The sequence below is a fragment of the Actinomadura fulvescens genome (assembly GCF_039533225.1).
In the GTDB taxonomy this organism is placed as follows: domain Bacteria; phylum Actinomycetota; class Actinomycetes; order Streptosporangiales; family Streptosporangiaceae; genus Spirillospora; species Spirillospora fulvescens.
The window spans coordinates 226,331-253,183 of the sequence record NZ_BAAATD010000003.1; the positions used below are offsets into that span (position 1 = coordinate 226,331).

Consider the following 26,853-nt stretch of genomic DNA (forward strand, 5'->3'; position numbering starts at 1 on the left):
CGCCCGTCACGGAGGTGAAGCGCCGCCCCGGATAAGGTGTTCCACCATGAGCACTCCCAATCCGCAGTCCTTGCGTCAGGCCCTCAAGCAGCGCGTCGTCGTGGCCGACGGAGGCATGGGGACCATGCTCCAGGACCGCAACCCGACCATGGAGGACTTCCAGGGCCACGAGGGCTGCAACGAGATCTTGAACGTCACCCGCCCCGACATCGTCCGGTCGGTCCACGAGGCCTATTTCGAGGCCGGGGTCGACTGCGTCGAGACCAACACGTTCGGGGCCAACTTCGGCAACCTCGGCGAGTACGACATCACCGAGCGGATCGAGGAGCTGTCGGAGGCCGGGGCGCGCATCGCCCGTGAGGTCGCCGACGCCTACGCCACACCGGACCGGCCCCGCTGGGTCATCGGGTCGGTCGGGCCCGGCACCAAGCTCCCCACCCTCGGCCACGTGCCGTTCGCCAAGCTGCGCGACGCCTACCAGCGCAACGTCGAGGGCCTGATCGCCGGCGGCGCGGACGCCATCCTGGTGGAGACCTGCCAGGACCTGCTGCAGGCCAAGGCCGCGCTGATCGGCGCCAAGCGCGCGATCAAGGCGGCCGGCGCCGACACGGTGCTGATCGGCCAGGTCACCATCGAGCAGAACGGCGCCATGCTGATGGGCTCGGAGATCGGCGCCGCGCTGACCGCCCTGGAGCCGCTCGACCTCGACCTGCTGGGCCTCAACTGCGCGACCGGCCCGGCCGAGATGAGCGAGCACCTGCGCTACCTGGCGCGGCACGCGCGGATCGGCCTGTCCTGCATGCCCAACGCGGGCCTGCCGGAGCTGACCGCCGACGGCGCGCACTACCCGCTGACGCCGGGCGAGCTGGCCGACGCGCACGACACGTTCACCCGCGACTTCGGGCTGTCGCTGGTCGGCGGCTGCTGCGGCACCACCCCCGAGCACCTGCGCCAGGTCGTCGAGCGGGTGCGCGGCCGTGAGCTGGCCGACCGCCGCGCGCGTCCCGAGGCGGGCGCCGCCTCGCTCTACCAGCACGTCCCGTTCCGCCAGGACACCTCCTACCTGGCCATCGGCGAGCGCACCAACGCCAACGGCTCCAAGGCGTTCCGCGAGGCGATGCTGGAGCAGCGCTGGGACGACTGCGTCAGGATCGCCCGCGACCAGGCCCGCGACGGCGCGCACATGATCGACTTGTGCGTCGACTACGTCGGCCGCGACGGCGTCGCCGACATGAAGGAGCTGGCCTACCGGTTCGCCACCGCGGCCACCCTGCCGATCGTGCTCGACTCCACCGAGACGCCGGTGCTGGAGGCCGGGCTGGAGATGCTCGGCGGCCGCGCCGTGGTCAACTCCGTCAGCCTGGAGGACGGCGCCGGACCCGACTCCAAGATGGCGCGGCTCATGCCGGTCGTGCGGGAGCACGGGGCCGCCGTGGTGGTCATGTGCATCGACGAGGAGGGCCAGGCCCGCACCGCCGACCGGAAGGTCGACATCGCCGCCCGCACCATCGAGGAGCTGACCGGCACCTGGGGCATGCGGGTCGAGGACATCATCGTCGACTGCCTCACGTTCACGATCGGTACCGGCCAGGAGGAGTCGCGCCGCGACGCCCTGGAGACCATCGAGGCGATCCGCGGGCTCAAGCGCCGCTACCCGGCCGTGCAGACGACGCTCGGCCTGTCGAACGTGTCGTTCGGCCTCAATCCGGCCGCGCGCATCGTGCTCAACTCGGTCTTCCTGGCCGAGTGCGTGGACGCCGGGCTCGACTCGGCGATCGTGCACGCCTCCAAGATCCTTCCGACGGCGCGCATCCCCGAGGAGCAGCGCAAGGTGGCGCTGGATCTCGTGTACGACAGACGCGGGCTGGAGGACGGGTACGACCCGCTGATCACGTTCATGGAGCTGTTCGAGGGCGTCGACACCGCGGCCATGAAGGGCGCGCGGGCCGCCGAGCTGCTCGCGCTGCCGCTGTGGGAGCGGCTCAAGCGGCGCATCATCGACGGCGAGCTGGACGGCCTGAACGCCGACCTGGACGAGGCCCTCACCCAGCGGCCCGCCCTGGAGATCGTCAACGACGTGCTGCTGGACGGCATGAAGACCGTCGGCGAGCTGTTCGGCTCCGGTCAGATGCAGCTGCCGTTCGTGCTCCAGAGCGCCGAGGTCATGAAGACCGCGGTCGCCTACCTCGAACCGCACATGGAGAAGGCCGAGGACGGCGGCAAGGGCCGCATCGTGCTGGCCACGGTCAAGGGCGACGTCCACGACATCGGCAAGAACCTCGTCGACATCATCCTGTCCAACAACGGCTACGAGGTCGTCAACCTCGGCATCAAGCAGCCGATGTCGGCGATCCTGGAGGCCGCCAAGAACGAGCGCGCCGACGTGATCGGCATGTCCGGCCTGCTGGTGAAGTCCACCGTGATCATGAAGGAGAACCTGGAGGAGCTCAACTCCCGGGGGCTGGCCTCCGAGTGGCCCGTGCTGCTCGGCGGTGCGGCGCTGACGCGCGCCTACGTCGAGCAGGACCTGGCCGGGCTGTACGACGGCGAGGTGCGCTACGCCCGCGACGCGTTCGAGGGGCTGCGGCTGATGGACGCGTTCATGGCCGTCAAGCGCGGCGAGGACGGCGCCTCGCTGCCGCCGCTGCGCGAACGGCGGGTCAAGAAGGGCGCCACGCTCAAGGTCACCGAGCCCGAGGACATGCCCGCGCGCTCCGACGTCGCGGCCGACAACAAGGTGCCCGCGCCGCCGTTCTGGGGCGACCGGATCGTCAAGGGCATCCCGCTGGCCGACTACACGGCCTTTCTCGACGAGCGCGCCACGTTCATGGGGCAGTGGGGGCTCAAGCCCGCCCGCGGCGGCGACGGCCCCTCCTACGAGGAGCTCGTCGAGACCGAGGGCCGGCCGCGGCTGCGCATGTGGCTCGATCGCGTCCAGACCGACGGGCTCATCGAGGCGGCGGTCGTCTACGGCTACTTCCCGGCGGTGAGCGAGGGCAACGACCTGGTGATCCTCAACGAGGACGGGTCGGACCGCGAGCGGTTCACGTTCCCGCGCCAGCGCCGCGACCGGCACCTGTGCCTGTCGGACTTCTTCCGCTCGCGCGAGTCGGGCGAGACCGACGTGGTCGCCTTCCAGCTGGTCACCGTCGGTTCCAGGATCGCCGAGGCGACCGGCGAGCTGTTCGCCAAGGACGCCTACCGCGACTACCTGGAACTGCACGGCCTGTCGGTCCAGCTCACCGAGGCGCTGATGGAGTACTGGCACGCGCGCGTCCGGTCCGAGCTCGGCTTCGGCGCCGAGGACGCCGACGACGTCGGCGAATTCTTCAAGCTCGGCTACCGCGGCGCCCGCTACTCCTTCGGCTACCCGGCCTGCCCGGACCTGGAGGACCGCGCGACGCTCGTGCGGCTGCTCAAGCCGGAGCGGATCGGGGTGTCGCTGTCGGAGGAGCTGCAGCTCGTCCCGGAGCAGTCGGCCGACGCGATGGTGGTCCACCACCCCGAGGCGAAGTACTTCAACACCTGATGAGAGGAGCTGCGTGAATCCCGTGGGGGGACTGCAGGCCGTACTGGCCGACATGGACGGGACACTGATCGACTCCGAACGGCTCTGGCTCGAGGTCGAGACCGAGGTGATGGCGCGGCTCGGCGGCACGTGGAGCGAGGCCGACCAGCGGCACCTGGTCGGCGGCTCGCTGGCCGTCGCGTCCGCCTACATGGTCGCCAAGACCGGCACCGGCGTCCCGGAGGCGCAGGTGGGCCGGTGGATGCTGGACGGCATGATCGAGCTGCTGTCGACCCACGTCCCGCTGCTGCCCGGCGCCAAGGAGCTGCTGTGCGGCCTGCGGGAGGCCGGCATCCCGGTCGCGCTGGTCACCTCCAGCCACCGGGCGCTGACCGAGCCGGTCCTGGACGCCATCGGCCGCGACCTGTTCGCGGCCACGGTGGTGGGCGACGAGGTGACGCACACCAAGCCGCATCCCGAGCCGTACCTGACCGCCGCCGGGCTGCTCGGCGCCGACCCCGCCCGGTGCGTGGCCATCGAGGACTCGCCCAACGGGCTGAACTCGGCCGAGGCGGCCGGGTGCGCGACGGTCGCCGTGCCGGGAGTGCTGCCTGCGCCGCCAGGTCAGCGCCGCACGGTGGTGGGCTCCCTGCAGGAGGTCGACGTGCCGTTGCTGCGCTCCCTCGTCCAGGCCGCGCCCTAGCGGTACTGATACCTGCGAGGGCGATCAGGTAGGGGACTCGCGCCCAGGCCCTAGGGGGCCGCTCCCGCTTGCGGATGACGTGGGGCCGCCCACAACCGTTCCCGCGGAGGAGCAGGCCTCCCACGCGGCGTGTGACGATGGGGGGAGCACTATCGCACGGATTGAGGGGCCCGCATGATCGAGCTGATCAGTTATGGCGTCACCCTGCTGGGACTGGTCATCAGCTGGGGTGTCTACAAGCGCCGGGGGGCGGCCTCGGGCATGCGCGGCGCCGCCCTGTCGCTGGTGCCCGCCGCGGCGGCGATGACCGGCGTGACCGAGTTCGTGACCGAGCTGGTCTTCAGCCCGGTGAAGTGGGCGGGCGTGGTCCTCGCGGGGCTCGCGGTCACCCTCTACCTGGCCTCGGGCGTGATGCTGAGCCGCCGGGCCGAGGCCGGTGGCGCGGTGGAGGAGGGCGGGCGGTCCAAGGGCGCCAAGGCGCCCAAGGAGGCCAAACGGCGGCCCAAGGCCGTGGAGCGGTCCGGCGGCGGCGCTCCCGCCGCCATGGATCCCGACCTCGCCGAGATCGAGGAGATCCTCCGCAACCGCGGCATCAAGTGACGCCGCGTAGTCACGGGACCGAGTGATCAGGAACGATCGTGTGACACGAGCGTTCCCGAGAGTCACGCCTGTCTCCGGCGTCCCGGCTCAGCCCCGTTCCCCGGACGACCCGACACGGGCCGTCCGGCCGCCCTCCGCGCGGCCGGACGGCCCGTTTTTCCGTCCCCGGCGCCGTTGACCTGCGGACGATCGATCTCAGATAGGACTCAGATCGGTAAAGCTTCCCGGTGCGACCCGTGTTTCGAGCCCGAGCACCTCGCCCGGCTACGTAATATCTGGGCGGTTTGTCCTGTGTGTTGCGCAGGTCACGTGTGCCCAAGATGACGACGAGATCACAAGTCAGATACGGGTACTAGCAGAGGCCGCCACACGCGATGGACAGTCGTGCCCGAAGGGCTAGGTTTCCCTCCAGCAAACACGGCGTAACGGGCGCGGACAGCGGACGATCTCCGCGGCCGCATGATGTTGAGTCGGCGGCGGAGTGGCCAACAGGCCGAACGGCAGGAGGTACGGAGCGTGACCGCACCGATCGAGGCGACCGGTTCTGAGGCTGAGGCCCAGCCGGAAGCCGTCCTTGCGGGCGTCGAACGCAAGGCGATCCAGGGCCGCTCGCTCGGGCAGATCGCCTGGCTGCGGTTCAAGCGCGACAAGGTCGCGATGGGCGGCGGCGTCCTGGTGATACTGCTCATCCTGATGGCGGTCGTCGGGCCGTTTCTGGTGGGCGACCCCAACCAGCCGCACAACGACCTGATCGACCCGACCCTGTCGCGGCCCAAGACGGGCATCATGCACTCGGGCATCAGCGCCGACCACTGGTTCGGCGTGGACCTGCCCGCCGGCCGGGACATGTTCAGCCGCATCGTCAACGGCGCCAAGTACTCGCTGCTGATCTCGTTCCTGGCGACGATGCTCGCGGTCGTGCTCGGCGTCTTCTTCGGCGTCATCGCCGGCTACTTCGGCGGCTGGGTCGACACCCTGATCGCCCGCGCCATGGACATCTTCCTGGCCTTCCCGCTGCTGCTGTTCGCGATCGCCCTCGTCGGCGTCTTCCCCAGCAGCGCGTTCGGGCTGGAGGGCAACGGGCTGCGCGTCGCGTTCCTGATCTTCGTGATCGGCTTCTTCAGCTGGCCCTACATCGGCCGCATCATCCGCGGCCAGACCCTGTCGCTGCGCGAGCGCGAGTTCGTGGACGCCGCCCGCAGCATGGGCGCCCGGGCCCCGTACATCCTGTTCCGCGAGCTGCTGCCCAACCTGTGGGCGCCGATCCTCGTCTACGCGACGCTGATGATCCCCACCAACATCATCTTCGAGGCGTCGCTGTCCTTCCTCGGTGTCGGCATCATCCCGCCCACCCCCAGCTGGGGCGGCATGCTGAACGAGGCCAAGGAGGTCTACGAGGTGGCGCCGCACTTCATGTTCTTCCCGGGCATGGCGATCTTCGTCACCGTACTGGCCTTCAACCTCTTCGGCGACGGCCTCCGGGATGCGCTGGACCCGCGGTCCTCGCGCTGACCCCTCAACCACCTGTCCCTCGAGAAACCTCGACCGAACCCAAGGGAGAGCGAACACAATGAGAAGAACGACACGGAGGGGCACCGCCGTTCTGGCGGTCGGCGTCAGCGCCGCCCTCGTGCTCGCCGCCTGCGGCGGCGGGGATGAGGAAGGCGGCGGAAGCGGCGTCTTCAACCAGGGCAGCACGGCGATCGTCAACCCGAGCGACAACAAGGGCGGCACGCTCCAGATGCTCCGGACGGGCGACTTCGACTCGCCCGACCCCGGCAACATGTACTACGCCACCGCCTGGAACTTCAGCCGGCTCTACGCGCGCACGCTGGTGACCTTCAAGTCGGTCGGCGGCCAGGGCAACCTGGAGATCACGCCGGACCTGGCCACCGGTCTCGGCCAGCCGAGCGCCGACCTGAAGACCTGGACCTACAAGCTGCGCCCGGGCATCAAGTTCTCCGACGGCACGCCGGTCACGTCCAAGGACGTGAAGTACGCGATCGCGCGGAGCAACTACTCGCCCGAGGTCATGGAGAAGGGCCCGGTCTACTTCCGGCAGTACCTGGCCAACCCGAACGGCTACAAGGGCCCCTACAAGGACCCGAACCTCGACAACTTCAAGGGCGTCGAGACCCCTGACGACCAGACCGTGGTCTTCAAGCTGGCGGCCCCGTTCGCCGAGTTCGACTACCTGGCCTCGATCCCGCAGACCGCTCCGGTCCCCAAGGCCGCCGACGCCGGCGCCAAGGGCGGCGTGAACTACGCCAAGGGCGTCGTGTCCACCGGCCCGTACAAGCTCGACAGCTACGAGCCCGGCAAGTCGATCAAGCTGAGCAAGAACACCAACTGGGACGCCAGCGACCCCAACCGCAAGCAGCTCGTCGACAACATCGAGGTGCAGCTGGGCGTCGCGGCCGACGAGGTCGACAACCGGCAGATCGACGGCAGCGCCCACGTCGACGTCCAGGGCAACGGCGTCAACGCGGCAGCCCGGTCGAAGATCCTCTCCGACCCGGAGCTGAAGAAGAACGCCGACAACCCGAACTCGGGCTTCCTCTGGTACACGGCCATCAGCCGCCAGGTCGAGCCGTTCACCAACAAGGACTGCCGCATCGCGGTCCAGTACGCGGTGGACAAGACCGGCTACCAGGCCGCCTACGGTGGCACGACCGGTGGTGACATCGCCTCCACGGTGATGCCGCCGAGCCTCAAGGCGCACCAGAAGTTCGACCTCTACCAGACCCCTGGTGGCAAGGGCGACGTGGCCAAGGCCAAGGAGCACCTGACCAAGTGCGGCAAGCCCAACGGCTTCACCACCAACATCTCCTACCGCACCGAGCGGCCCAAGGAGAAGGCGGCGGCCGAGTCGGTGAAGGCCTCGCTGGCCAAGGTCGGCATCACCGTCAACATCAAGAACTACCCGGAGGACGGCTACACCGGCGGTGTGGTCGGCGACCCGAAGTTCGTCAAGAAGAACCAGCTCGGCCTGATGGTCTACGGCTGGGCGGCCGACTTCCCGACCGGGTTCGGCTTCCTGCAGCAGATCACCGACCCGGGCGCGCTCAAGGGCACCGGTAGCTCCAACATCTCGCACATCGACCTCCCGGACATCAAGAAGAAGTTCCAGGACGTCGTGCAGCTGAAGGACGAGGCCGCGCGCAACAAGGTCTACCAGGAGATCGACAAGCTGGTCATGGAGGACGCGTCCATCGTCCCGATGCTGTACGCGAAGAACCTCTACTACCGGAACCCGAAGATGACGAACGTGTTCATCAACTACGGCTACTCCGGCATGATCGACTACGCCAACCTCGGGCTCGCTAAGTAATTCTGAGAGAGGTGAAGGCGAAGGTGGCCGGCGCGGCGGCATCCTACGAGGAGTGCCGCGCCGGCCCCCACCGCCGCACGAAGTGATCCGATACATCATCCGGCGTCTACTGGTCGCCGTTCTTCTGCTGGCGATCATCAGCCTGGTGACGTTCGGCATCTTCTTCCTGCTGCCGAAGCTGGCGGGTCAGTCCACCGACGACCTCGCGGCGCGCTACCTGGGCCGGGAGGTCACCCCCGAAGGCCTGGCGGGCGTCAAGGCCAAGCTCGGGCTGGACGACCCGTTCCTGGTCAGGTACTGGGAGTTCGTCCAAGGCATCTTCGTCGGCGCCGACTACAAGTTCGGCACCAGCGTCACGCACTGCCCCGCGCCGTGCATGGGCTTCTCCTACCGGACCAACGAGCCGGTCTTCGACCTGCTGCTCGACCGGGCGCCCGTGACGTTCTCGATCGCGCTCGGCGCCGCCGTGCTGTGGCTGCTGTCCGGTGTCACCATCGGCGTCATCTCGGCGCTGAAGCGGGGAAGCGTCTTCGACCGCGCGTCCATGTCGGCCGCGCTGGCGGGCGTGTCCCTTCCCATGTTCTTCACCGGCCTGGTCTCGATCTGGCTCGTCTGCCGTCAGCTGAAGCTGCTGCCGACACCGCGGTACCACGAGTTCCTCGACAATCCGGCGACCTGGGCGCAGGCGCTGATCCTGCCCTGGATCACGCTGGCGTTCCTGTACGCGGCGATGTACGCGCGGCTCACCCGCGCGGGCATGCTGGAGACGATGGGAGAGGACTACATCCGCACCGCCCGCGCCAAGGGCCTGCCCGAGCGGACGGTCATCACCAGGCACGGGCTGCGGTCCGCGCTCACCCCCATCATCACGATCTTCGGCCTGGACATCGGCCTGCTGCTCGGCGGCGCCGTGATCACCGAGACCACGTTCTCGTTCGCCGGCCTCGGCCAGCTGATGCTGCAGGGCATCACGCGCAGCGACCTGCCCGTGGCGCTCGGCGTCACCATGGCCACCGGCCTGTTCGTGATCATCGCCAACCTGGTGGTGGACATCCTGTACGCGGTCGCCGACCCGAGAGTGAGGCTGGCCTGATGTCGGACAACAAGCGCGGCACCGAGCTGCGCGACGGCGCGGCCGGCACGGACCCGCGGCCCCCGTCGGCCTTCCTGGAGGTGCGCGACCTGCGCATCCACTTCCCGACCGACGACGGTCTGGTGAAGTCGGTCGACGGGCTGTCGTTCCAGCTGGAGCGCGGCAAGACCCTCGGCATCGTGGGCGAGTCGGGCTCGGGCAAGAGCGTCACCAGCCTCGGCATCCTCGGCCTGCACAACCGGCGCAACGCCAAGGTCGCGGGCGAGATCTGGCTGGACGGCACCGAGCTCGTCGGCGCGCACGAGGAGCAGGTGCGCCGGCTGCGCGGCCGCGACATGGCGATGATCTTCCAGGACCCGCTGTCGTCGATGCACCCCTTCTACTCGGTGGGGCACCAGATCATCGAGGCCTACCGGATCCACAACGACGTCAGCAAGAAGGTCGCCCGCAAGCACGCGATCGACATGCTCGGCCGGGTGGGCATCCCCAAGCCGGACCGGCGCGTGGACGACTACCCGCACCAGTTCTCCGGCGGCATGCGGCAGCGCGCGATGATCGCGATGGCGCTGTCGTGCGACCCGGAGCTGCTGATCGCCGACGAGCCGACCACCGCGCTGGACGTGACGGTGCAGGCACAGATCCTGGACCTGCTCCGGGACCTGCAGCGCGAGTTCAACTCCGCCATCATCATGATCACCCACGACCTCGGCGTGGTCGCCGAGCTGTCGGACGACATCCTGGTGATGTACGGCGGCCGGTGCGTGGAGTACGGCGCCGTGGACGAGGTGTTCCACGCGCCCGAGCACCCCTACACCTGGGGCCTGCTGGGCTCGATGCCGCGGCTGGACCGGGAGCGCACCGAGCGGCTGCTGCCCATCAAGGGCACTCCGCCGAGCCTCATCAACCTGCCGTCGGGTTGCGCGTTCAACCCGCGCTGCGCCTACGCTGAACTGAACGGCGGCAAGAGCACCGAGGAGCGTCCCGACCTGCGGGACGCGGCCCCCGGCCACCGGGTCGCCTGCCACCTGCCCGCCGAGAAGCGCCGGCAGATCTGGAACGACGAGATCGCGCCCAAGCTGTGATGGGGGACAACGTGAGCACATCCGACGGCGCCGCCGTCAAGGGCAAGGGGGAGCGGGGAGAGCCGCTGCTGGAGGTCGAGAACCTCGGCAAGCACTTCCCGGTCACCCAGGGCATCGTCTTCAAGCGCCAGGTCGGCGCCGTGAAGGCCGTGGACGGCGTGTCCTTCGCCGTGCGCAAGGGCGAGACGCTCGGCCTGGTGGGCGAGTCCGGCTGCGGCAAGACCACCACCGGCCGCATGATCATGCGGCTGCTGGAGCCCAGCTTCGGGAAGATCACCTTCGAGGGGCACGACATCACCCACATGTCCCAGGGGCACATGCGGCCGCTCCGCCGGGACATGCAGATGATCTTCCAGGACCCGTACTCGTCGCTGAACCCGCGGCAGACCGTCGGCAGCATCGTCGGCGCCGCGTTCCGGCTGCAGGGTGAGCAGCCGCAGCAGGGCTACAAGGCGGCCGTGCAGGAACTGCTGGAGATGGTCGGGCTCAGCCCCGAGCACTACAACCGCTACCCGCACGAGTTCTCCGGCGGCCAGCGGCAGCGCATCGGCATCGCCCGCACGCTCGCGCTGCGGCCCAAGCTGATCGTCGCCGACGAGCCGGTGTCGGCGCTCGACGTGTCGGTCCAGGCGCAGGTCGTCAACCTGCTGGAGGACCTGCAGGACGAGCTCGACCTCACCTACGTGGTGATCGCGCACGACCTGTCGGTGGTGCGGCACATCTCCGACCGCGTCGCGGTCATGTACCTCGGCAAGCTCGTCGAGATCGCCGACCGCTCCGACCTGTACGAGCGGCCGATGCACCCCTACAGCCACGCGCTGCTGTCGGCGGTGCCGATCCCGGATCCGAGCAAGCGCGAGGGCCGGCAGCGGATCCGGCTGCAGGGCGACGTGCCGAGCCCGCTCGACCCGCCGCCCGCCTGCCGCTTCCACACCCGCTGCTGGAAGGCGCAGGAGATCTGCAAGCAGGTCGAGCCGCCGCTGCAGGAGCTCAGCCCCGGCCACATGGCGGCGTGCCACTTCCCGGAGAACACCACGGTCAGCGCCACCGACCTGGTGGCCAAGGCCGCGGTGACCCCGGGCTCGGCCACCGGACCGGCGGACACGCCCGCCTCCAAGGACTGACCCTCCCACGCCTCCCGGCGGCAGGTGATCGGCCCGTGCGGAGCTCCTCCGCACGGGCCTTTTCCGGTATACCTTGAGTCATAGTACGGTCACGAACCGTGCAGAACGGTGCGGTGCGGGTGCGCGCCCTGCAAGGTCGGCTGTGCGACGACTTGCGGTCATACGGGAGGGCGTGTGGTGCGGGGGGACGGAAGGGCCGCACGGGAACGTCCGGCGACCACGGCCATCGCGGCGGCGGCGCTGCTCGCCGGAGCGCTGGCCGGCTGCACCGACCAGGCCGGCGGCGACGGGACCGGCGGCGGCGAGGCCGGCCGGGGCGGCACGCTGCGGATCGTGGGCGCCTCCGATCCCGACCACCTCGATCCGGCGAGCGGCTACACCTTCGCCTCGCTCTCGCTGAGCCGCATGTTCGCCCGGCCGCTGTTCCGCACCGGGTCGTCCAACACGTTCGAGGAGACGATCCCGCTCCGGCCCGACGTCGCCCGCGAGCTGCCGACACGCGGCAACGGCGGGATCAGCGCCGACGGCAGGACCTACACCATCAGGCTGCGCGACGGCGTCAGATGGAACACCCGCCCGCCGCGTGAGGTGACGGCCGCCGACTATGTCCGCGGCCTCAAACGGCTGTGCAGCCCGGCCGCGCCGTCCGGCGGCCAGGGCTACTACCGCTCGACCATCGCGGGCATGGCGGCCTACTGCGCCGCCTACGCCAAGGTCAACGGCGGCGACGCCCGGGCGATGGCCGACTTCCAGAACGGCCATGACATCGCGGGCCTGAAGGCCAAGGACGACAGGACCCTGGTCGTGCGGCTCGACCGCCCGGCCGGTGACATGCTCGACATCCTGGGCCTGCAGTTCGCGACGGCCGCGCCGCGCGAGTACGACCGGTACGTGCCCGACGGTCCCGAGTTCCGCCGCAACACCATCTCCAACGGCCCCTACCAGATCACCCGGTACACGCCCGGCACGACGATCGTCCTGGACCGCAACCCGGCCTGGCGGGCCGACACCGATCCCCTCCGCGCCGCCCACGTCGACCGGATCCAGATCACCCTCGGGCAGGCCAGCCCCGACGGGGTGCAGCAGCAGCTCGAACAGGGCACCGCCGACCTGGCCTGGGACTCGCCGGTGCCCGTGGCGGCACTCAACCGCCTCAGAGCGGCCGGCGACCCGCGCCTGGCCATCCGGCGATCCCCGAGCCTCAGCCCGTTCCTGGTGTTCAACCTGCAAAGCCCCAACAACGACCGCGCCCTGGCCGACCGGCGCGTCCGGCAGGCGATCGCCTACGCCATCGACAGGTCGGCGCTGGTCAAGATCTACGGCGGCCCCGACGTGGCCGAGCCGCTGCACCAGGTGATCCCGCCGGGCAACGTCGGCCACCGCAGGCACGACCCGTACCCGACGCCCGGCGGCAGGGGAGACCCCGCCCGGTGCAGGAGCCTGCTCGCCGCCGCCGGACGCGACGGCGGGCTGACCCTGCGCCTGCCGTACCGGTCCGGCGGCAACAACCCGAGGGTCGCGCAGTCGGTGCAGGCCAACCTCGCCGCCTGCGGCGTCACCGCGCAGCTCATCGCCGACGGCAACGGCACCTTCTACGGCCGCACCCTGGTGACCCCGTCCGCCGCCCGCGCGGGCAGCTGGGACGTCGCCGTGCCCAACTGGAGCCCCGACTGGTACGGCAACAACGGCCGGTCGGTCATCCAGCCGCTCTTCGACGGCCGGACCTACGGACCCAACTCCACCAACTACGGCGCCTACGACAACGCCGAGGTCAACAGCCTCATCGACCGGGCGCTGCAGGCCGAGCGGCCGGCCGACGCCGATGCGCTGTGGCACGCCGCCGACCGGCTCATCATGGCCGACGCGGCGGTGGTGCCGTTCCTCAGCCCCAACTTCCCCATCTTCCGCTCGCACCGCGTCCGCGACGCGCGGTTCATCCCGACGATCCAAGCCTATGACTACGCACAGGTACGCCTCGCCCCCTGAACGCCGGCGGCCACGCCCGCCACACCGGCCCCCCGCGCCCGGAAACGACACCATGAGCCCCGGTGAGGCCGAGGCAGAGCCCGAGGCCGGTGCCTCCGGCCGGGAGATCCGGTGCCGCGGCCCGTGGACGCTGGCGCTCGCGCGGCTGCGCGCCGACCGGCTCGCCATGGCGTCCGCCGGCGTCATCGTGGCGATGATGGTGTTCGCGCTGTCCGCGCCGCTGTGGGCGGCGTGGACCGGTCACACCTACCACTCCGCCCACCCCGAGACCGGGCTGGACGGCAGCGGCCTGCCGGCCGGGCCGTCGGGGGAGTTCTGGCTGGGCGCCGACTCGATCGGCCGGGACGTGCTGGTGCGGGCCGCCTACGGCGCGCGGGTGTCGCTGCTGGTGGGGCTCGCCGCGACCGCGCTGGCGACGGTCTTCGGCGTGCTCGCCGGGGTGCTGGCGGGATTCCTGGGCGGCTGGATCGACGACGTGCTCGCGCGCGGTGTCGAGGTGGTGCTGTCGTTCCCCTACCTGCTGGTCGCCATCGTCGCCGCGGTGACGTTCGGCGCGAGCGTGCCGCTGACCGTCCTGGTGATCGCCTTCTTCGCTTTCGCCGCCATGGCGCGGGTCGTCCGCGGCCAGGTGCTGTCCATCCGGGAGAAGGAGTACATCGAGGCGGCCAGGTCGCTCGGCGCGAGCCGGTCACGGATCATGTTCGTGGACGTCCTGCCCAACCTCGCCGCCCCGGTGACCGTGCTCGCCTCGCTCCTCATCCCCCAGGCCATCACGTTCGAGGCGACGCTGTCGTTCCTGGGCGCCGGGGTCGACCCGTCCACGCCGAGCTGGGGCGGCATGCTCGACGAGGCGCAGGAGTACTACCGGACGGCGTGGTGGTTCCTGCTCGTCCCGGCGGGGCTGCTGCTGGCGACCACGTTCGCGTTCAACATCCTCGGCGACGGCATCCGCGACGCCTTCGACCCGCGTACCGGACGGCCGCCGCGCGGACGGCGGCGCGCGAAGGGGGCGAAACGATGATCCGGTTCATCGTCCGGAGGTCGGTGTTCGGCGTCGTGGTGCTGTGGCTGGTGTCCACCGCGGTGTTCCTCCTGGTCTTCGTCGCGGCGCGCAGCCCCGAACGAGTGATCGGCGGCCCGCGCGCGACCACTGAGACGCTCCGGCTCATCCGCGGCAACCTCGGGCTCGACGAGCCGCTCATCGTGCAGTACGGCACGTTCCTCGGCCGGCTGCTGCGGGGCGACCTCGGCCGGTCCTACATCCACGGGACGCCGGTCGCCTCGATGCTCGCCGACCGGTTGCCGACGACGGTCGTGCTCGTGCTCGGCGCGGCGGTGCTGTGGCTGGCGGGCGGCGTCCTCACCGGCGTGCTGAGCGCCACCCGGGCACGGTCGCTCGTCGACCGGCTGGCCACGCTGTTCGTGCTGGCGGGCCTGTCGATGCCCGCGTTCGTGGTGGCGCTGCTGATGGTGTACGTGCTGTTCGGCAAGGCGGGCGACGCCGGCGTCCACCTGTTCGAGCCGGGGCCGCCGCTGCAGGACGACTTCTGGAAGCGGATGACGCTGCCGTGGTTCGCGCTGGCGTTCCTGCTGATGGCGGGCTACACCCGGCTGACGCGCGGCGCGATGCTCGACGTGCTCGGTGAGGACTACATCCGCACGGCCCGGGCCAAGGGGCTGCCGGAGCGCCGGGTCGTCTACGGGCACGGGCTGCGGGCCGCCCTGGCTCCCGTGGTGACGCAGTTCGGCGTCGACGTCGGCGTGCTCATCGGCTCGACCATCGTCATCGAGAAGGTGTTCGGCCTGCAGGGCGTCGGCCAGCTCGTCGTCCAGTCCATCACGGTGGGGGACGCGCCCGTCATCCTCGGCGTCGTCCTCGTCGTCGCGCTGTGCGTGGTGGTGGCCAACCTCCTGGTCGACATCGCCTACTCGTTCCTGGACCCGCGCGTGCGGCTCGCCTGACAAGGGACGCGCCCCGTACGGTCGGGTCTGCCGTACGGGGCGCGTCCTGTGCCCCCGGATGGGGCGCTCAGGGGTGTGTCTATTCGGTGGAGATGGCCTTCAGGACGTCCATGCGTCCGGCCCGCCACGCGGGCCAGAGCGCGGCGAGCACCCCGATGATCGCGGCCACCACGACGAACACGGTGAGCGTGCCGAACGGGATGGCGAGCACGGTGAGCCCCTGGTCCTTCAGCGCCCTCTGCAGCGCGGCGCCGAACGTGACGCCGATGCCGATGCCGAGCACCGCGCCGAACACCGCGATGACGATCGACTCGACCCGGATCATGCGGCGCAGCTGGCGGCGGCTGATGCCGATCGCCCGCAGCAGGCCGATCTCGCGGGTGCGTTCGATCACCGACAGGGCCAGCGTGTTGATGACGCCGACGGCCGCGATGATGACCGACATGACCAGCAGGATCGTGAAGAAGGTGACGAACTGGTCGACCTGCTTGCGCGCGTCCTTCTTGAGCGCCGCCTGGTCGGAGACCTTCAGGTTCGGGTAGTCCCGCACGGACCGCTCGATGGCCTGCTTGGTCGCGGCGTCGGTGTTCTTCGCGTTGACGACGATGCCGTCGACGGCCGGCTTGGCCGTGTGAGCCATGTAGACCGGCTGCGCGATGACGCGCGGCCCGAGCATCTCGTTCTTCTCGTAGACGCCCGCGACCCGCAGCTGCTGCGTCTCGCCGTCGGGGAACGCCACCGGGATCGTCGAGCCGACCGCCCACTTGTTGTCCTTGGCGGTGTCCTCGTCGATGAGCATGCCGTCCTGGCCGACGTCGGTGCCGCCGCTGATCACTTCCAGCCGCACGCCGTCGGCGAGGGCCTTGACGTCACCCGACACGTAGAAGGCGCGCTTGTTCTTGATCTTGGCGTTGCCCGAGTAGTACGCCGAGGCGCTCTCGACGCCCGGCGTCGCGGCGACCCTGGCGACCGCGGAGTCGTCGGTTCCGCCCGCGCCGGTCGGCTCGACCACGTAGTCGGCGCCGAACTGCTTGTCGACCTGCGACTCCACCGAGGCGCGCATGGTGGCGCCCATGACGTTCACGGTGGTGATGAGCGCCAGGCCGATCATCAGCGCGGCGGCGGTCGCGGCGGTGCGCCGCGGGTTGCGCAGCGCGTTCTGCTGGGCGAGACGGCCCGGCGTGCCGAGCAGGCGGGCGAACGGCGCGCCGAGCACCCGCACCACCGGCTTGCTGATCACCGGTGCCAGCATCGCCACGCCGATGAACACCAGCAGGGCGCCGACGCCGACCGGGATGATCGGGTTGCTCCCGCCGCCGAACAGGCCGAGCGAGATGAGCGCCGCGCCGAGCAGGGTCAGCGTGGAGCCGAGCGCGACACGGATCCGCAGCGAACGCTGCGGCAGGGCGACGTCGTCGCGCATCGCGGCGACCGGCGGGATCTTCGCCGCGCGGCGGGCCGGGAAGTAGGCCGCGACGACCGTGACGATGATGCCGACGGCGTACGACCAGATCACCGGCGTCACGGTGAAGACCAGCCCGGACGCGCTGTCCTGCATCATGAAGCCCTGCAGCATCGTCGCCAGCCCGGCACCGGCCAGCAGGCCGATCGTGGACCCGATGAAACCGACCGCGATCGCCTCGCCGAGGACGGCCCGCGTCACCTGCCGCCGCGCCGCACCGATGGCGCGCAGCAGCGCCAGCTCCCGGGTGCGCTGGGCGACCAGCATGGAGAAGGTGTTGAAGATGATGAACGCGCCGACGAAGATCGAGATGAACGCGAACACCAGCAGGAACGTCCGGAAGAAGTTCATGATGGTGGCGACGTCGCTCTTGGCGTCCTCACGCAGCTTGGTCCCGGTGATCGCCTCCACGTTGGCCGGCAGGATCTTGGCGACGCTGTCGCGCAGCTCGGTCTCGCCCGGGCCGGCGGAGCCCATCTGGATGTCGTTGAAGAACCCCGGCTTGAGCAGCAGCCGCTGCGCGGTCGCAGTGTCGAACGCGGTGACCGTGGCGCCCATCAGGTTGCCGGTGTCGATCAGGCCGACGATCTTCACCTGCCGCGGCGGGCCCTGGACGACGACCTTGGCGGTGTCGCCGATCCTCAGCTTGCCCTTCTCGGCGGTCTTGGCGTCGATGGCGACCTCGGCGGGACCGGCCGGCGCGCGGCCCTCCTTGAGGTCGTAGTCGCCGCCCGGGGTCCAGTTGACGCCCAGCTGGGGCGGACCCTGCTGCTCGGTGCCGACGATCTTGCCGTTGGTCCCGACGACCGCCGCGTAGCCGGACACGTTGCCCCTGACGTCCTTGGCGCCGGGGATCGCGCGGATGCGCTCCACGAGCGACGCCGGGACGGGCTGCGCCGACAGGCCGTCGTCCTCGAAGTCGTCGGTGAGCTTCTTGGCGCGCACGTCGACGGCCACGCCCTTGCCGACCCGGTCGAACAGGTCGTCGAACTGCTTGTTCATCGTGTCGGTGAAGATCAGCGTGCCCGACACGAACGCCACGCCCAGGATCACCGCGACCGCGGTGAGAACCAGGCGGATCTTGTGCGCCGCGAGATTGCGGAGCGTCACCTTGGCCATCATCGGGCCGTGACCCCCGGCTGGTCGAAGCCCTTCATGCGCTCGAGTACGCGCTCGGCCGTCGGGTCGACCATCTTGTCGACGATCTGGCCGTCGGTGAGGAACAGCACCTCGTCGGAGTAGGCGGCCGCCGACGGGTCATGGGTGACCATGACGATGGTCTGGCCCATCTGCCGCACCGACTCGCGCAGGAAGTTCAGCACCTCGGCGCCCGAACGCGAGTCCAGGTTCCCGGTCGGCTCGTCAGCGAAGATGATCTCGGGGCGGGAGGCGAGGGCGCGGGCGCAGGCGACGCGCTGCTGCTGGCCGCCCGACAGCTCGCTCGGCCGGTGCTTGAGACGCGGCCGCAGGCCGACGGTGTCGATGACCGTGTCCAGCCACTGCTGGTCGTGCTTGCGGCCGGCGATGTCCATCGGCAGCGTGATGTTCTCCAGCGCGGTCAGCGTCGGCACCAGGTTGAACGCCTGGAAGATGAAGCCGACGCTGTCGCGGCGCAGCCGGGTGAGCTGCTTGTCCTTGAGCCGGGTCAGGTCGGTGTCGCCGATGAAGACCTGGCCCGAGTCCACCGCGTCCAGACCCGCCATGCAGTGCATGAGCGTGGACTTGCCGGACCCCGAGGGACCCATGATCGCGGTGAAGCGGCCGCGCGGGATGCCGACGGTCACGCCGTCGAGGGCGATGACCTGGGCGTCGCCGGAGCCGTACACCTTGGCGATCTGATGTGCCCGTGCGGCGAAATCGCCCGCCCCGGGCGCGGAGTGCGCGTCAGCGGTGGGTGGGGCGGTGTTCGTCACGTGAACTCCCCTGTCTGCGGAATCTGTCTGCGGATGGAACGGTGCGAAGGGCCGCGATTCCCCCGATGCGACCCATGACACAGAACAGTAGGAGCCGGTGTGGCTTGTGAGATGCACCCAGGGAAGGGACTTCGCACTCCACCCTTGGACGGAGGAGCACCGCCCGCGTCGTCCTCTTGGCGGATGGCCGCGTCAGCTTTGGTCAGCCCGGATCGGCTTCGGCCGGGCCGGATCGCCTTCGGCCGGGCCGGATCAGCTCTGGCCGGGCCGGCTCATCCCCGTCTCGTAGGCGTACACCACCGCCTGCACCCGGTCACGCAGCCCCAGCTTGGCCAGGACGTTGCCGACGTGCGTCTTGACCGTCGTCTCGCTGACCACCAGTTCCGCGGCGATCTCGGCGTTGGACAGGCCCCGCGCGACATGCGACAACACCTCGCGCTCACGATCGGTCAGCGTGTCCAGGCCGGGCGGGGGAGCCGAGTCGCGGACCGCCGGGAGCCGGGTGGCGAACTTGTCCAGCAGCCGCCGCGTCACGCTCGGCGCCACGATCGCGTCACCGGCCGCCACGATCCGGATGGCCTGCACCAGATCCTCCGGCGGCGAGTCCTTCAGCAGGAACCCGCTGGCCCCCGCCCGCACCGCCTCGATCACGTACTCGTCCAGGTCGAACGTGGTGAGGATCAGCACCTTCGGGTCATGCGACGCGGCGCCCTCACGGATGATCCGCCGGGTCGCCTCGATCCCGTCCACGCCCGGCATCCGGATGTCCATCAGCACCACGTCCGGCAGCAGCGAACGCGTCATCTCCACCGCCGCCGCGCCGTCCCCGGCCTCGCCCACCACCGCGAGATCGCCCTCCGCCTCCAAAATGAGCCGGAACCCGGTCCGCAGCAGCGGCTGGTCGTCCACGAGCAGAACCCGCACCGTGCTCATCGCTTCGCTCCGCTCAACCGGCTCATGCGCTCGTTCGCTCCGCTCGACCGGCTCATCTGCTCGCTCCGCTCAACAAGGTCATGCCTCCAGGGGGAACCGGGCCCGCACGCCGAAACCGCCACCGACCCGCGGCCCGATCCGCAGCTCGCCGCCGTACAGCGCGACCCGCTCGTACATGCCGACCAGGCCATGCCCCGGATTGTCCCCGTTGTCAGCCATGATCGTCGCAGTGCCACGCCCGTCGTCCTCGATCTCCACGGTCAGGTCGTCGTCGGTGTAGTAGAGCCGGACCCAGGCGCGCGCCTGAGGACCGGCATGCTTGAGCGTATTGGTCAGCGCCTCCTGGATGAGCCGGAAGGCCGCGACGTCCACGCCGGGGGAGGGCGTGCGCGCCTCCCCCTCGATCCACAACTGCACCGACAACCCGGTCTCCCGCACATGGTCGAGCAGCTCACCGAGGTCGCCCAGACCCGGCTGGGGCGCGAGCTCGCCGCCCGCCCGCTCCGGGTCGCGGTCGGTCCGCAGCACCCCGACGATCCGGCGCATCTCGCTCAACGCCGTACGGCCGACCTCCTCGATGGTGGTCATGGCCTCGCGGGCACTGCCCGGGTCCCGGTCCAGGATGCGCCGCGCGGCGCCCGCCTGGACCGTCATCACGCTGACGTGGTGGGCGACGACATCGTGCAGCTCACGCGCGATCCTGGACCGTTCCTCGACCCTGGCCGCCCTCGCGTCGGTGCCACGGGCCCGTTCGAGCCGGGCGGCACGGTCCTCCAGCTCGGCGAAGTAGGCCCGCCGCAGCCGCAGGTTGCGGCCCAGCACCCAGACCCCGATGACCAGCGCGTTGTCCATCAGATAGGTGATGACGCCCGGCTGCATCGGGAACAGCGCCAGCATCGTGTTGAACGAGATCAGCGCCAGCAGCCCGCCCAGCGCGCTGTGCGCCAGCCCCCGGTGCGCGGCGACGCTGTAGATCGCCAACATGAACGCGACCACGTCCGGGATCGTCGCCTGATAGTGCGCGAGCGTGATCCAGAACTCGCCCGCCACCATGAAGCACAACACCGTCATCGGATAACGCTGCCGGAAGGTGATCGCCATCGTGATGGCGACGATCAATGCCACATGGGTGGCGTCCGAGACCCCGTAGTACTTCGTCAGCTCCGGCGGGACGTCCTCAAGGTAGAGCTGGAGGAACCCCATGAGCAGCAAGGCCAGCGCCAGGACGGCGTCAGCCGCCTGCGGGCGGGACTGAAGCCAGGCACGGAAGGCCGCGAGGCCACGGATGCGGGGTGACACACTTCTCACCCTAGGACGTCGTGCCAGGTGGTGAGCCCTCCTGGACGGGGATCTCAGCTCCTCCGCAAGGAGGAGCGGAACGACCTCGCAGGTCGGATCACAGATCGTCGCCGCGGCCGTGGGCCGAGACCTCCAGATCGGCGGGGGAGGGACGGTCGACCGGCGCCTCCGGCAGCGGAGGCGGCGTGCCGCCCCAGCCCGGGCAGCGCTCCTTGTGATCACACCAGTCGCACAGCCGGCTCGTGCGGTGGCGCCACTCACCGGTCTCCGTCGCCCGCCGGATCGCCGCCCACAGCGCCTCGACCTTCCGCTCGGTCGCCCGCAGATCGGCCTCGTCGGGCTCGTAGCGCAGAACCTCGCCGTTGCCGAGGTACATGAGCTGCAGCAACCGCGGCACCCGGCCCTGCAGCCGCCACAGCACCAGGGCGTAGAACTTCATCTGGAACAGCGCCCGCGCCTCGAAGTCGGCACGCGGCGCGGTGCCGGTCTTGTAGTCGACGATCCGCACGTCGCCGCTCGGCGCGACGTCCACCCGGTCGATGTAGCCGCGCAGCTTGAGCCCCGACGCCAGCACGGTCTCGACGAACAACTCCCGCTCGGCGGGCTCCAGACGGCGCGGATCTTCCAGCGTGAAGTAGCGCTCGACCATCTGCCGCGCCTGCTCGAACCACTCTCGCTCGACCGCCGCCGCCGCGCCGGTGTCGGCGCTGTCGCCCTCGCCGGCGCCCGCCCCGTCCTGGCCGCTCTCGCCGCCCGGGCCTGCCTCGCCGCCCGGGCCGTCCGCCGCATCCTGGGCGCCGGCCGCGTCCTGGCCTGCCGGGCGCTCCCCGGCGGCGGCGAAGAGCCGCGCCAGCTCCGGCTCCTCGGCCCGCAACCGCTCCCACTGCGGGGCCAGCAGGTCAAGGGCGGCAGGCGGCGTACGCTGCTCCCTCGGCAGGTCGTAGAGCCGTTCGAGCACGGCGTGCACCAGCGTGCCGCGCACCGCGGCGGGGCTCGGCCGCTCCGGAATCCGGTCGATCACCCGGAAGCGGTAGAGCAGCGGGCAGGTCATGAAATCGCCCGCCCGCGAGGGGGACAGAGAGCCGATCACCTGGGGGCCGTCGCTCGCCCCAGGCCCCGGCACGGTGTCCGGCGAGCCTGCGGCCTCGGTGGTCGTCATGTCCAGCACCCTAGGGGACGCCACCGACGAAATCCCGCAGCCGCGTAGCATCGGGGTCGTGGCAGAGAGCGCACCCCCGACCGAAGGCAAGACCGCACCCGGCGGCGAACCCGACAACGCCGGTCCCGGCCGGGGCGGGCAGGGCATCTTCATGGGACGCCCCTTCGGCGTCCCCGTGTACGTCTCCCCGAGCTGGTTCCTGGTCGCGGTGGTCGTCACCGTCATGTTCGAAAACCAGGTCCTCAAGACCGAGGTGATCGGGCGCCCCGGCAGCTTCGTGGTCGCGTTCGCCTACGCGGTGCTGCTCTACGCGTCGGTGTTCGTCCACGAGCTGAGCCACGCCGTGACCGCCCGCGCGCTCGGCCTGCCCGTGCGCTCGGTCACCCTGCACATCCTCGGCGGCGAGACCTCCATCGAACGCGAGGCGCCCACCCCGGGCCGGGAGTTCCTGATCGCGTTCGCCGGGCCGCTGGTCAACCTCGTCCTCGCCGGGCTCGGGCTGCTGGCGCACCTGGTACTGCCGCTCTCGGGCGTGGCCGTCCTGCTCGTCGACGCGCTCACCTTCGCCAACCTGCTGGTCGGTGTGTTCAACCTGCTGCCCGGCCTGCCCCTGGACGGCGGCCGGCTGGTGCGCGCCGCGGTCTGGAAGGCCACCGGGCAGAGCCGCAACGGAGCGATCTTCGCCGGCTGGGTGGGGCGCGGGGTCGCGCTGCTCACCCTGCTCGTCGGCGCCTTCCTCGCCACCCGGCCCGCCGCGGGCGGCGGCGGCTTCGGCTGGCTGGCGCTGCTCTGGTCGGCGCTCGTCGCCTCGTTCATCTGGGTCGGCGCCACCCAGGCCATCCGGGCCGAACGGGTACGCGACCGCATCCCCCTGCTCGACGCCCGCCGGCTGGCCCGCCGCGCCACCCTGGTGACGGCGGGCGTGCCGCTGGCGGAGGCGGTGCGCCGCGCCCAGGAGGACCGCTCCGGCGCCCTCGTCGTCGTCGACCACGACGGACGGCCGCTCGGCCTGGTGAACGAGAAGGCCGTGACCGCCACGCCCGAGCACCGCCGGCCCTGGATCGAGGTCGGCGAGCTGTCACGGGGCCTGGACGCCGACCTCACCCTCCGCGCCGACCTCACCGGCGAAGACCTGATCATCGCGCTCCGCCGCGCGCCCGCCTCCGAATACCTGCTCGTCGAGCCGGACGGCCGCGTCTACGGCGTCCTCGCGACCGCCGACGTCGACCGGGCGTTCGCCGGGATCTGAGCAGCGACGCGGAGACCGCCCGGCCCCCCTCGCGCCCTTGCCTCTCCGGACCTGCCCGGCCCGCCTCCGGGCGGTCTGAGCGGGGGCTTCCCGCCGATAGCCTTGACTCCCATGAGCGAACCCCAGCCGGCCGCCGGCACCGACGGCCCCGATTCCCCCGCCCAGGACTCGTACGGCCGCATCCCCCACGGCCCCTTCCGCGCCGGCGACCAGGTTCAGCTCACCGACCCCAAGGGCCGGATCAACACGATCACGCTCCAGCCGGGCAAGGTCTACCACTCGCACAAGGGCTCGATCCCCCACGAGGAGATCATCGGCAGCCCCGAGGGCTCGGTGTTCCGCTCCAGCGGCGGCACCGAGTACCTGGCGTTCCGGCCCCTGCTGGCCGACTTCGCGGTCCGCATGCCGCGCGGCGCCGCCGTCGTCTACCCCAAGGACGCCGGCCAGATCATCGCCATGGCCGACATCTTCCCGGGCGCCCGCGTCGTCGAGGCGGGCGCCGGATCCGGCGCGCTGACCTGCTTCCTGCTGCGCGCGGTGGGCGAACGCGGCATGGTCTCGTCCTACGAACGGCGCGCCGACTTCGCCGACGTCGCCAAAGGCAACGTCGAGAAGTTCTTCGGCGGCCCCCACCCGGCCTGGCGGCTGACCGTCGGCTCCCTGGAAGACTCCCTCGCCGAAACCGAGATCGACCGCGTCGTGCTGGACATGCTCGCGCCCTGGGAATGCCTGGACACCGTCGCCAAAGCCCTCATCCCCGGCGGCATGGTCTGCGTCTACGTCGCCACCACCACGCAGATGTCGCGGGTCGTGGAGGGGCTGCGGGAGCACGGCGCCTTCGCCGAGCCGTACGCGTTCGAGACCATGCTGCGCTCATGGCACGTCGAGGGCCTCGCCGTCCGGCCCGACCACCGCATGGTCGGCCACACCGGCTTCCTGGTGACAGCCCGCAGGCTGGCCGACGGCGTCACCCCGCCCCTGCGCCGCCGCCGTCCCGCCAAGGGCGCCTACGCCGAACCCGACGCCTCCGGCCCGGCCGAGCCCGCCGAGCCCGCGGGCGGCGCCACGCCCGAGACCGCCGAGGTCTAGATCACATTTTCGTGACGCCGGAGGGCCGACCTGGGCGTCCCGGCGACCACGGGTCCGTCCGCCCCCGGTGAATTCACCGAGCGTGCCTGCGAGCCGAACACCACTTCCGGTAGGGCCGTAATCAGCGAACTTCGCTTGGCCAGGTCGGCGGATGCCGGGAATTTCGTGGTCCGCGCGACGCGCCGGCGGATTCTCCCGGTCGTTGGAACGGGCTATTCCGGGCCGCCCGCGCCAGGCCCCAAGGACACGAGAACCGAAGCGGCAGGTTACGGATGCCCCTCAGATAGGTAGGGTCTCAGTAGGTCGTCGGCTCTCTTCGTGAGGAGGTGACGGGGCGTGGCCGCTCGTGACGATGCTGGGGCGCGCAGGGCGCAGCACGACAAGGAGGTTAGGGACCTTCAAACGCAGATCTCCTTCCTGGAGGAGGAGATCTCCGTGCTGCGCCGCAAGCTCGCGGAATCCCCGCGCCAAGTACGTGTTCTGGAAGAACGACTCCATGAGGCACAGGCCAACCTGGCCGCCGTAACGGGTCAGAACGAGCGTCTCGTAGCGACCCTCAAAGAGGCTCGCGAGCAGATCGTGGCGCTGAAGGAGGAGGTCGACAGGCTCGCGCAACCACCGTCGGGATTCGGGGTCTTCCTGGAGACCCGCGACGACGGAACGGTCGACATCTTCACCGGGGGCCGCAAGCTGCGGGTCAACGTCAGCCCCGCGGTGGACGTCGACGAACTGCAGCGTGGCCAGGAGGTCATGCTCAACGAGGCGCTCAACGTCGTCGAAGCACTGGAGTTCGAAGAGCAGGGCGAGGTCGTCATGCTCAAGGAGCTCTTCGACGACGGCGAACGGGCCCTGGTGATCGCGCACGCCGACGAGGAACGCGTGATCAAACTGGCCGAGCCGCTGCGCGGCGTCCCGCTGCGGGCGGGCGACTCGCTGATGCTCGAGCCGAGGTCCGGATACGCCTACGAGAAGATCCACAAGGCCGAGGTCGAGGAACTGGTCCTCGAAGAGGTCCCCGACATCTCCTACGACGAGATCGGCGGGCTCGGCTCGCAGATCGAGATGATCAGGGACGCGGTCGAGCTGCCGTACCTGCACGCGGACCTGTTCCGCGAGCACCAGCTGCGCCCCCCCAAGGGCGTGCTGCTGTACGGCCCGCCCGGCTGCGGCAAGACGCTCATCGCCAAGGCCGTCGCCAACTCGCTGGCCAAGAAGGTCGCCGAGCAGACAGGCCAGGAGGGCAAGAGCTTCTTCCTCAACATCAAGGGCCCCGAGCTGCTCAACAAGTACGTCGGCGAGACCGAGCGGCACATCCGCCTGGTCTTCCAGCGGGCCCGCGAGAAGGCCTCCGCCGGCACCCCGGTGATCGTGTTCTTCGACGAGATGGACTCGATCTTCCGCACCCGTGGCTCCGGCGTCTCCTCCGACGTCGAGAACACCATCGTCCCGCAGCTGCTGAGCGAGATCGACGGTGTCGAGGGCCTGGAGAACGTGATCGTCATCGGCGCCTCCAACCGGGAGGACATGATCGACCCGGCGATCCTGCGGCCCGGCCGGCTGGACGTCAAGATCAAGATCGAGCGTCCGGACGCCGAGGCGGCCAAGGACATCTTCTCCAAGTACATCCTGCAGGGCCTGCCGCTGCACCCCGACGACGTCAAGGAGAACGGCGGTTCCCCGGAGGCCACCGTGGACGCCATGATCCAGCGGGTCGTCGAACGGATGTACACCGAGAGCGAGGAGAACCGCTTCCTGGAGGTCACCTACGCCAACGGTGACAAGGAAGTCCTGTACTTCAAGGACTTCAACTCCGGAGCGATGATCCAGAACATCGTCGACCGGGCCAAGAAGATGGCCATCAAGCAGTTCCTCGACACCGGCCAGAAAGGCCTGCGCGTGGCGCACCTGCTCGCCGCCTGCGTCGACGAGTTCAGCGAGAACGAAGACCTGCCCAACACCACCAACCCCGACGACTGGGCCCGGATCTCCGGCAAGAAGGGCGAACGGATCGTCTACATCCGCACGCTCGTCTCCGGCACCAAGGGCTCCGAGGCCGGCCGCTCCATCGACACCGTCGCCAACACCGGCCAGTACCTGTAACGTCACCACCCCACCACAGTTCGTAACGAACGCGGCGGCCACCCCCGGGAGGCCGCCGCGTTCACGTGCCGACCCCCCGCGGGCCTCCCGGGACGCCGTACACGAGGCGCCAGGCGTACGCCGAGCGCCGAACGCAGCCGTAAGTGGGGCGCCAGGCGCACGCCTAACGCAGCCGTACGCGGGCACAGGCGTACGCCGAACGAGCCGTACGCGAGGCGCCAGGCGTATGCCGTGCGCGAGGCGCCAGGTGTACGCCGGAC

At 70.3% G+C, this 26,853-nt stretch carries 19 protein-coding genes; 14 read left to right on the top strand and 5 right to left on the bottom strand.

Annotation, left to right across the window (positions count from 1 at the left end; all coding sequences use genetic code 11):
- Nucleotides 1–46: 46 nt before the first annotated feature.
- The 11 genes from metH to ABD333_RS13055 all read left to right on the top strand — a co-directional run bounded on the left by metH (nt 47) and on the right by ABD333_RS13055 (nt 15,389).
- Nucleotides 47–3,529, top strand: coding sequence for a methionine synthase (gene metH, locus ABD333_RS13005; RefSeq protein ID WP_344540784.1), 3,483 nt, complete (start codon nt 47–49; stop codon nt 3,527–3,529).
- Between the two features lie 13 nt (nt 3,530–3,542).
- The gene (locus ABD333_RS13010; RefSeq protein ID WP_344540785.1) at nt 3,543–4,211 is read left to right on the top strand and encodes an HAD family hydrolase; all 669 of its coding nucleotides are present in this window, start codon (nt 3,543–3,545) and stop codon (nt 4,209–4,211) included.
- Between the two features lie 174 nt (nt 4,212–4,385).
- Nucleotides 4,386–4,811, top strand: a complete 426-nt coding sequence (locus ABD333_RS13015; RefSeq protein WP_344540786.1) for a hypothetical protein — start codon at nt 4,386–4,388, stop codon at nt 4,809–4,811.
- 516 nt (nt 4,812–5,327) lie between these two features.
- Entirely contained in the window at nt 5,328–6,323 is a 996-nt protein-coding gene (locus ABD333_RS13020; protein WP_344540787.1) for an ABC transporter permease, read from the top strand.
- 58 nt (nt 6,324–6,381) lie between these two features.
- Nucleotides 6,382–8,142 (top strand): ABC transporter substrate-binding protein, encoded by a 1,761-nt coding sequence (locus ABD333_RS13025; protein ID WP_344540788.1) that lies wholly within the window; start codon nt 6,382–6,384, stop codon nt 8,140–8,142.
- Between the two features lie 82 nt (nt 8,143–8,224).
- A complete protein-coding gene (locus tag ABD333_RS13030; protein ID WP_344540789.1) occupies nt 8,225–9,235 on the top strand; it encodes an ABC transporter permease in 1,011 nt (336 codons plus the stop codon).
- Nucleotides 9,235–10,317 carry an ABC transporter ATP-binding protein gene (locus ABD333_RS13035; protein ID WP_344540790.1) on the top strand — a complete coding sequence of 361 codons (1,083 nt, stop codon included), beginning with the start codon at nt 9,235–9,237 and terminating at the stop codon, nt 10,315–10,317. The genes ABD333_RS13030 and ABD333_RS13035 overlap by 1 nt, the downstream gene beginning before the upstream one ends.
- Nucleotides 10,317–11,441 (top strand): ABC transporter ATP-binding protein, encoded by a 1,125-nt coding sequence (locus ABD333_RS13040; protein WP_425546909.1) that lies wholly within the window; start codon nt 10,317–10,319, stop codon nt 11,439–11,441. The genes ABD333_RS13035 and ABD333_RS13040 overlap by 1 nt, the downstream gene beginning before the upstream one ends.
- 177 nt (nt 11,442–11,618) lie before the next feature.
- Nucleotides 11,619–13,427 (top strand): ABC transporter substrate-binding protein, encoded by a 1,809-nt coding sequence (locus tag ABD333_RS13045; protein ID WP_344540792.1) that lies wholly within the window; start codon nt 11,619–11,621, stop codon nt 13,425–13,427.
- 52 nt (nt 13,428–13,479) lie between these two features.
- Nucleotides 13,480–14,448 carry an ABC transporter permease gene (locus ABD333_RS13050; protein WP_344540793.1) on the top strand — a complete coding sequence of 323 codons (969 nt, stop codon included), beginning with the start codon at nt 13,480–13,482 and terminating at the stop codon, nt 14,446–14,448.
- On the top strand, nt 14,445–15,389 hold the full coding sequence (locus tag ABD333_RS13055) for an ABC transporter permease (protein WP_344540795.1): 945 nt from the start codon (nt 14,445–14,447) through the stop codon (nt 15,387–15,389). Before ABD333_RS13050 ends, ABD333_RS13055 begins: the two co-directional genes overlap by 4 nt.
- Nucleotides 15,390–15,468: 79 nt before the next feature.
- Here ABD333_RS13055 and ABD333_RS13060 read toward each other — a convergent pair whose 3' ends face one another.
- The 5 genes from ABD333_RS13060 to ABD333_RS13080 form a co-directional block, all read right to left on the bottom strand.
- Nucleotides 15,469–17,970, bottom strand: a complete 2,502-nt coding sequence (locus ABD333_RS13060; RefSeq protein ID WP_344541563.1) for an ABC transporter permease — start codon at nt 17,968–17,970, stop codon at nt 15,469–15,471.
- The gene (locus tag ABD333_RS13065; protein WP_344540797.1) at nt 17,970–18,764 is read right to left on the bottom strand and encodes an ABC transporter ATP-binding protein; all 795 of its coding nucleotides are present in this window, start codon (nt 18,762–18,764) and stop codon (nt 17,970–17,972) included. The genes ABD333_RS13060 and ABD333_RS13065 overlap by 1 nt, the downstream gene beginning before the upstream one ends.
- Before the next feature lie 252 nt (nt 18,765–19,016).
- Complete coding sequence (locus ABD333_RS13070; protein ID WP_344540799.1) at nt 19,017–19,697, bottom strand: response regulator; 681 nt, start codon at nt 19,695–19,697, stop codon at nt 19,017–19,019.
- Nucleotides 19,698–19,775: 78 nt separating this feature from the next.
- Complete coding sequence (locus ABD333_RS13075; RefSeq protein ID WP_344540801.1) at nt 19,776–20,996, bottom strand: sensor histidine kinase; 1,221 nt, start codon at nt 20,994–20,996, stop codon at nt 19,776–19,778.
- Nucleotides 20,997–21,093: 97 nt separating this feature from the next.
- Nucleotides 21,094–22,155, bottom strand: a complete 1,062-nt coding sequence (locus tag ABD333_RS13080; protein ID WP_344540803.1) for a RecB family exonuclease — start codon at nt 22,153–22,155, stop codon at nt 21,094–21,096.
- A gap of 58 nt (nt 22,156–22,213) precedes the next feature.
- On the opposite strand from ABD333_RS13080, the gene ABD333_RS13085 reads away from it, so the two are divergent.
- From ABD333_RS13085 to arc, 3 genes are all read left to right on the top strand, one after another.
- Nucleotides 22,214–23,404, top strand: a complete 1,191-nt coding sequence (locus ABD333_RS13085; protein WP_344540805.1) for a site-2 protease family protein — start codon at nt 22,214–22,216, stop codon at nt 23,402–23,404.
- Nucleotides 23,405–23,515: 111 nt separating this feature from the next.
- Entirely contained in the window at nt 23,516–24,493 is a 978-nt protein-coding gene (locus ABD333_RS13090; RefSeq protein WP_344540806.1) for a tRNA (adenine-N1)-methyltransferase, read from the top strand.
- A gap of 336 nt (nt 24,494–24,829) precedes the next feature.
- Nucleotides 24,830–26,593 carry a proteasome ATPase gene (arc, locus tag ABD333_RS13095; protein ID WP_344540808.1) on the top strand — a complete coding sequence of 588 codons (1,764 nt, stop codon included), beginning with the start codon at nt 24,830–24,832 and terminating at the stop codon, nt 26,591–26,593.
- Nucleotides 26,594–26,853 lie beyond the last annotated feature (260 nt).

Bases quoted from the DNA above. Each gene is read 5' to 3' on its own strand.
- metH (WP_344540784.1), top strand. From the start codon at position 47: ATGAGCACTCCCAATCCGCAGTCCTTGCGTCAGGCCCTCAAGCAGCGC.
- ABD333_RS13015 (WP_344540786.1), top strand. From the start codon at position 4,386: ATGATCGAGCTGATCAGTTATGGCGTCACCCTGCTGGGACTGGTCATC.
- ABD333_RS13025 (WP_344540788.1), top strand. From the start codon at position 6,382: ATGAGAAGAACGACACGGAGGGGCACCGCCGTTCTGGCGGTCGGCGTC.
- ABD333_RS13035 (WP_344540790.1), top strand. From the start codon at position 9,235: ATGTCGGACAACAAGCGCGGCACCGAGCTGCGCGACGGCGCGGCCGGC.
- ABD333_RS13040 (WP_425546909.1), top strand. From the start codon at position 10,317: ATGGGGGACAACGTGAGCACATCCGACGGCGCCGCCGTCAAGGGCAAG.
- ABD333_RS13050 (WP_344540793.1), top strand. From the start codon at position 13,480: ATGAGCCCCGGTGAGGCCGAGGCAGAGCCCGAGGCCGGTGCCTCCGGC.
- ABD333_RS13055 (WP_344540795.1), top strand. From the start codon at position 14,445: ATGATCCGGTTCATCGTCCGGAGGTCGGTGTTCGGCGTCGTGGTGCTG.
- ABD333_RS13060 (WP_344541563.1), bottom strand. From the start codon at position 17,970: ATGGCCAAGGTGACGCTCCGCAATCTCGCGGCGCACAAGATCCGCCTG.
- ABD333_RS13070 (WP_344540799.1), bottom strand. From the start codon at position 19,697: ATGAGCACGGTGCGGGTTCTGCTCGTGGACGACCAGCCGCTGCTGCGG.
- ABD333_RS13080 (WP_344540803.1), bottom strand. From the start codon at position 22,155: ATGACGACCACCGAGGCCGCAGGCTCGCCGGACACCGTGCCGGGGCCT.
- ABD333_RS13090 (WP_344540806.1), top strand. From the start codon at position 23,516: ATGAGCGAACCCCAGCCGGCCGCCGGCACCGACGGCCCCGATTCCCCC.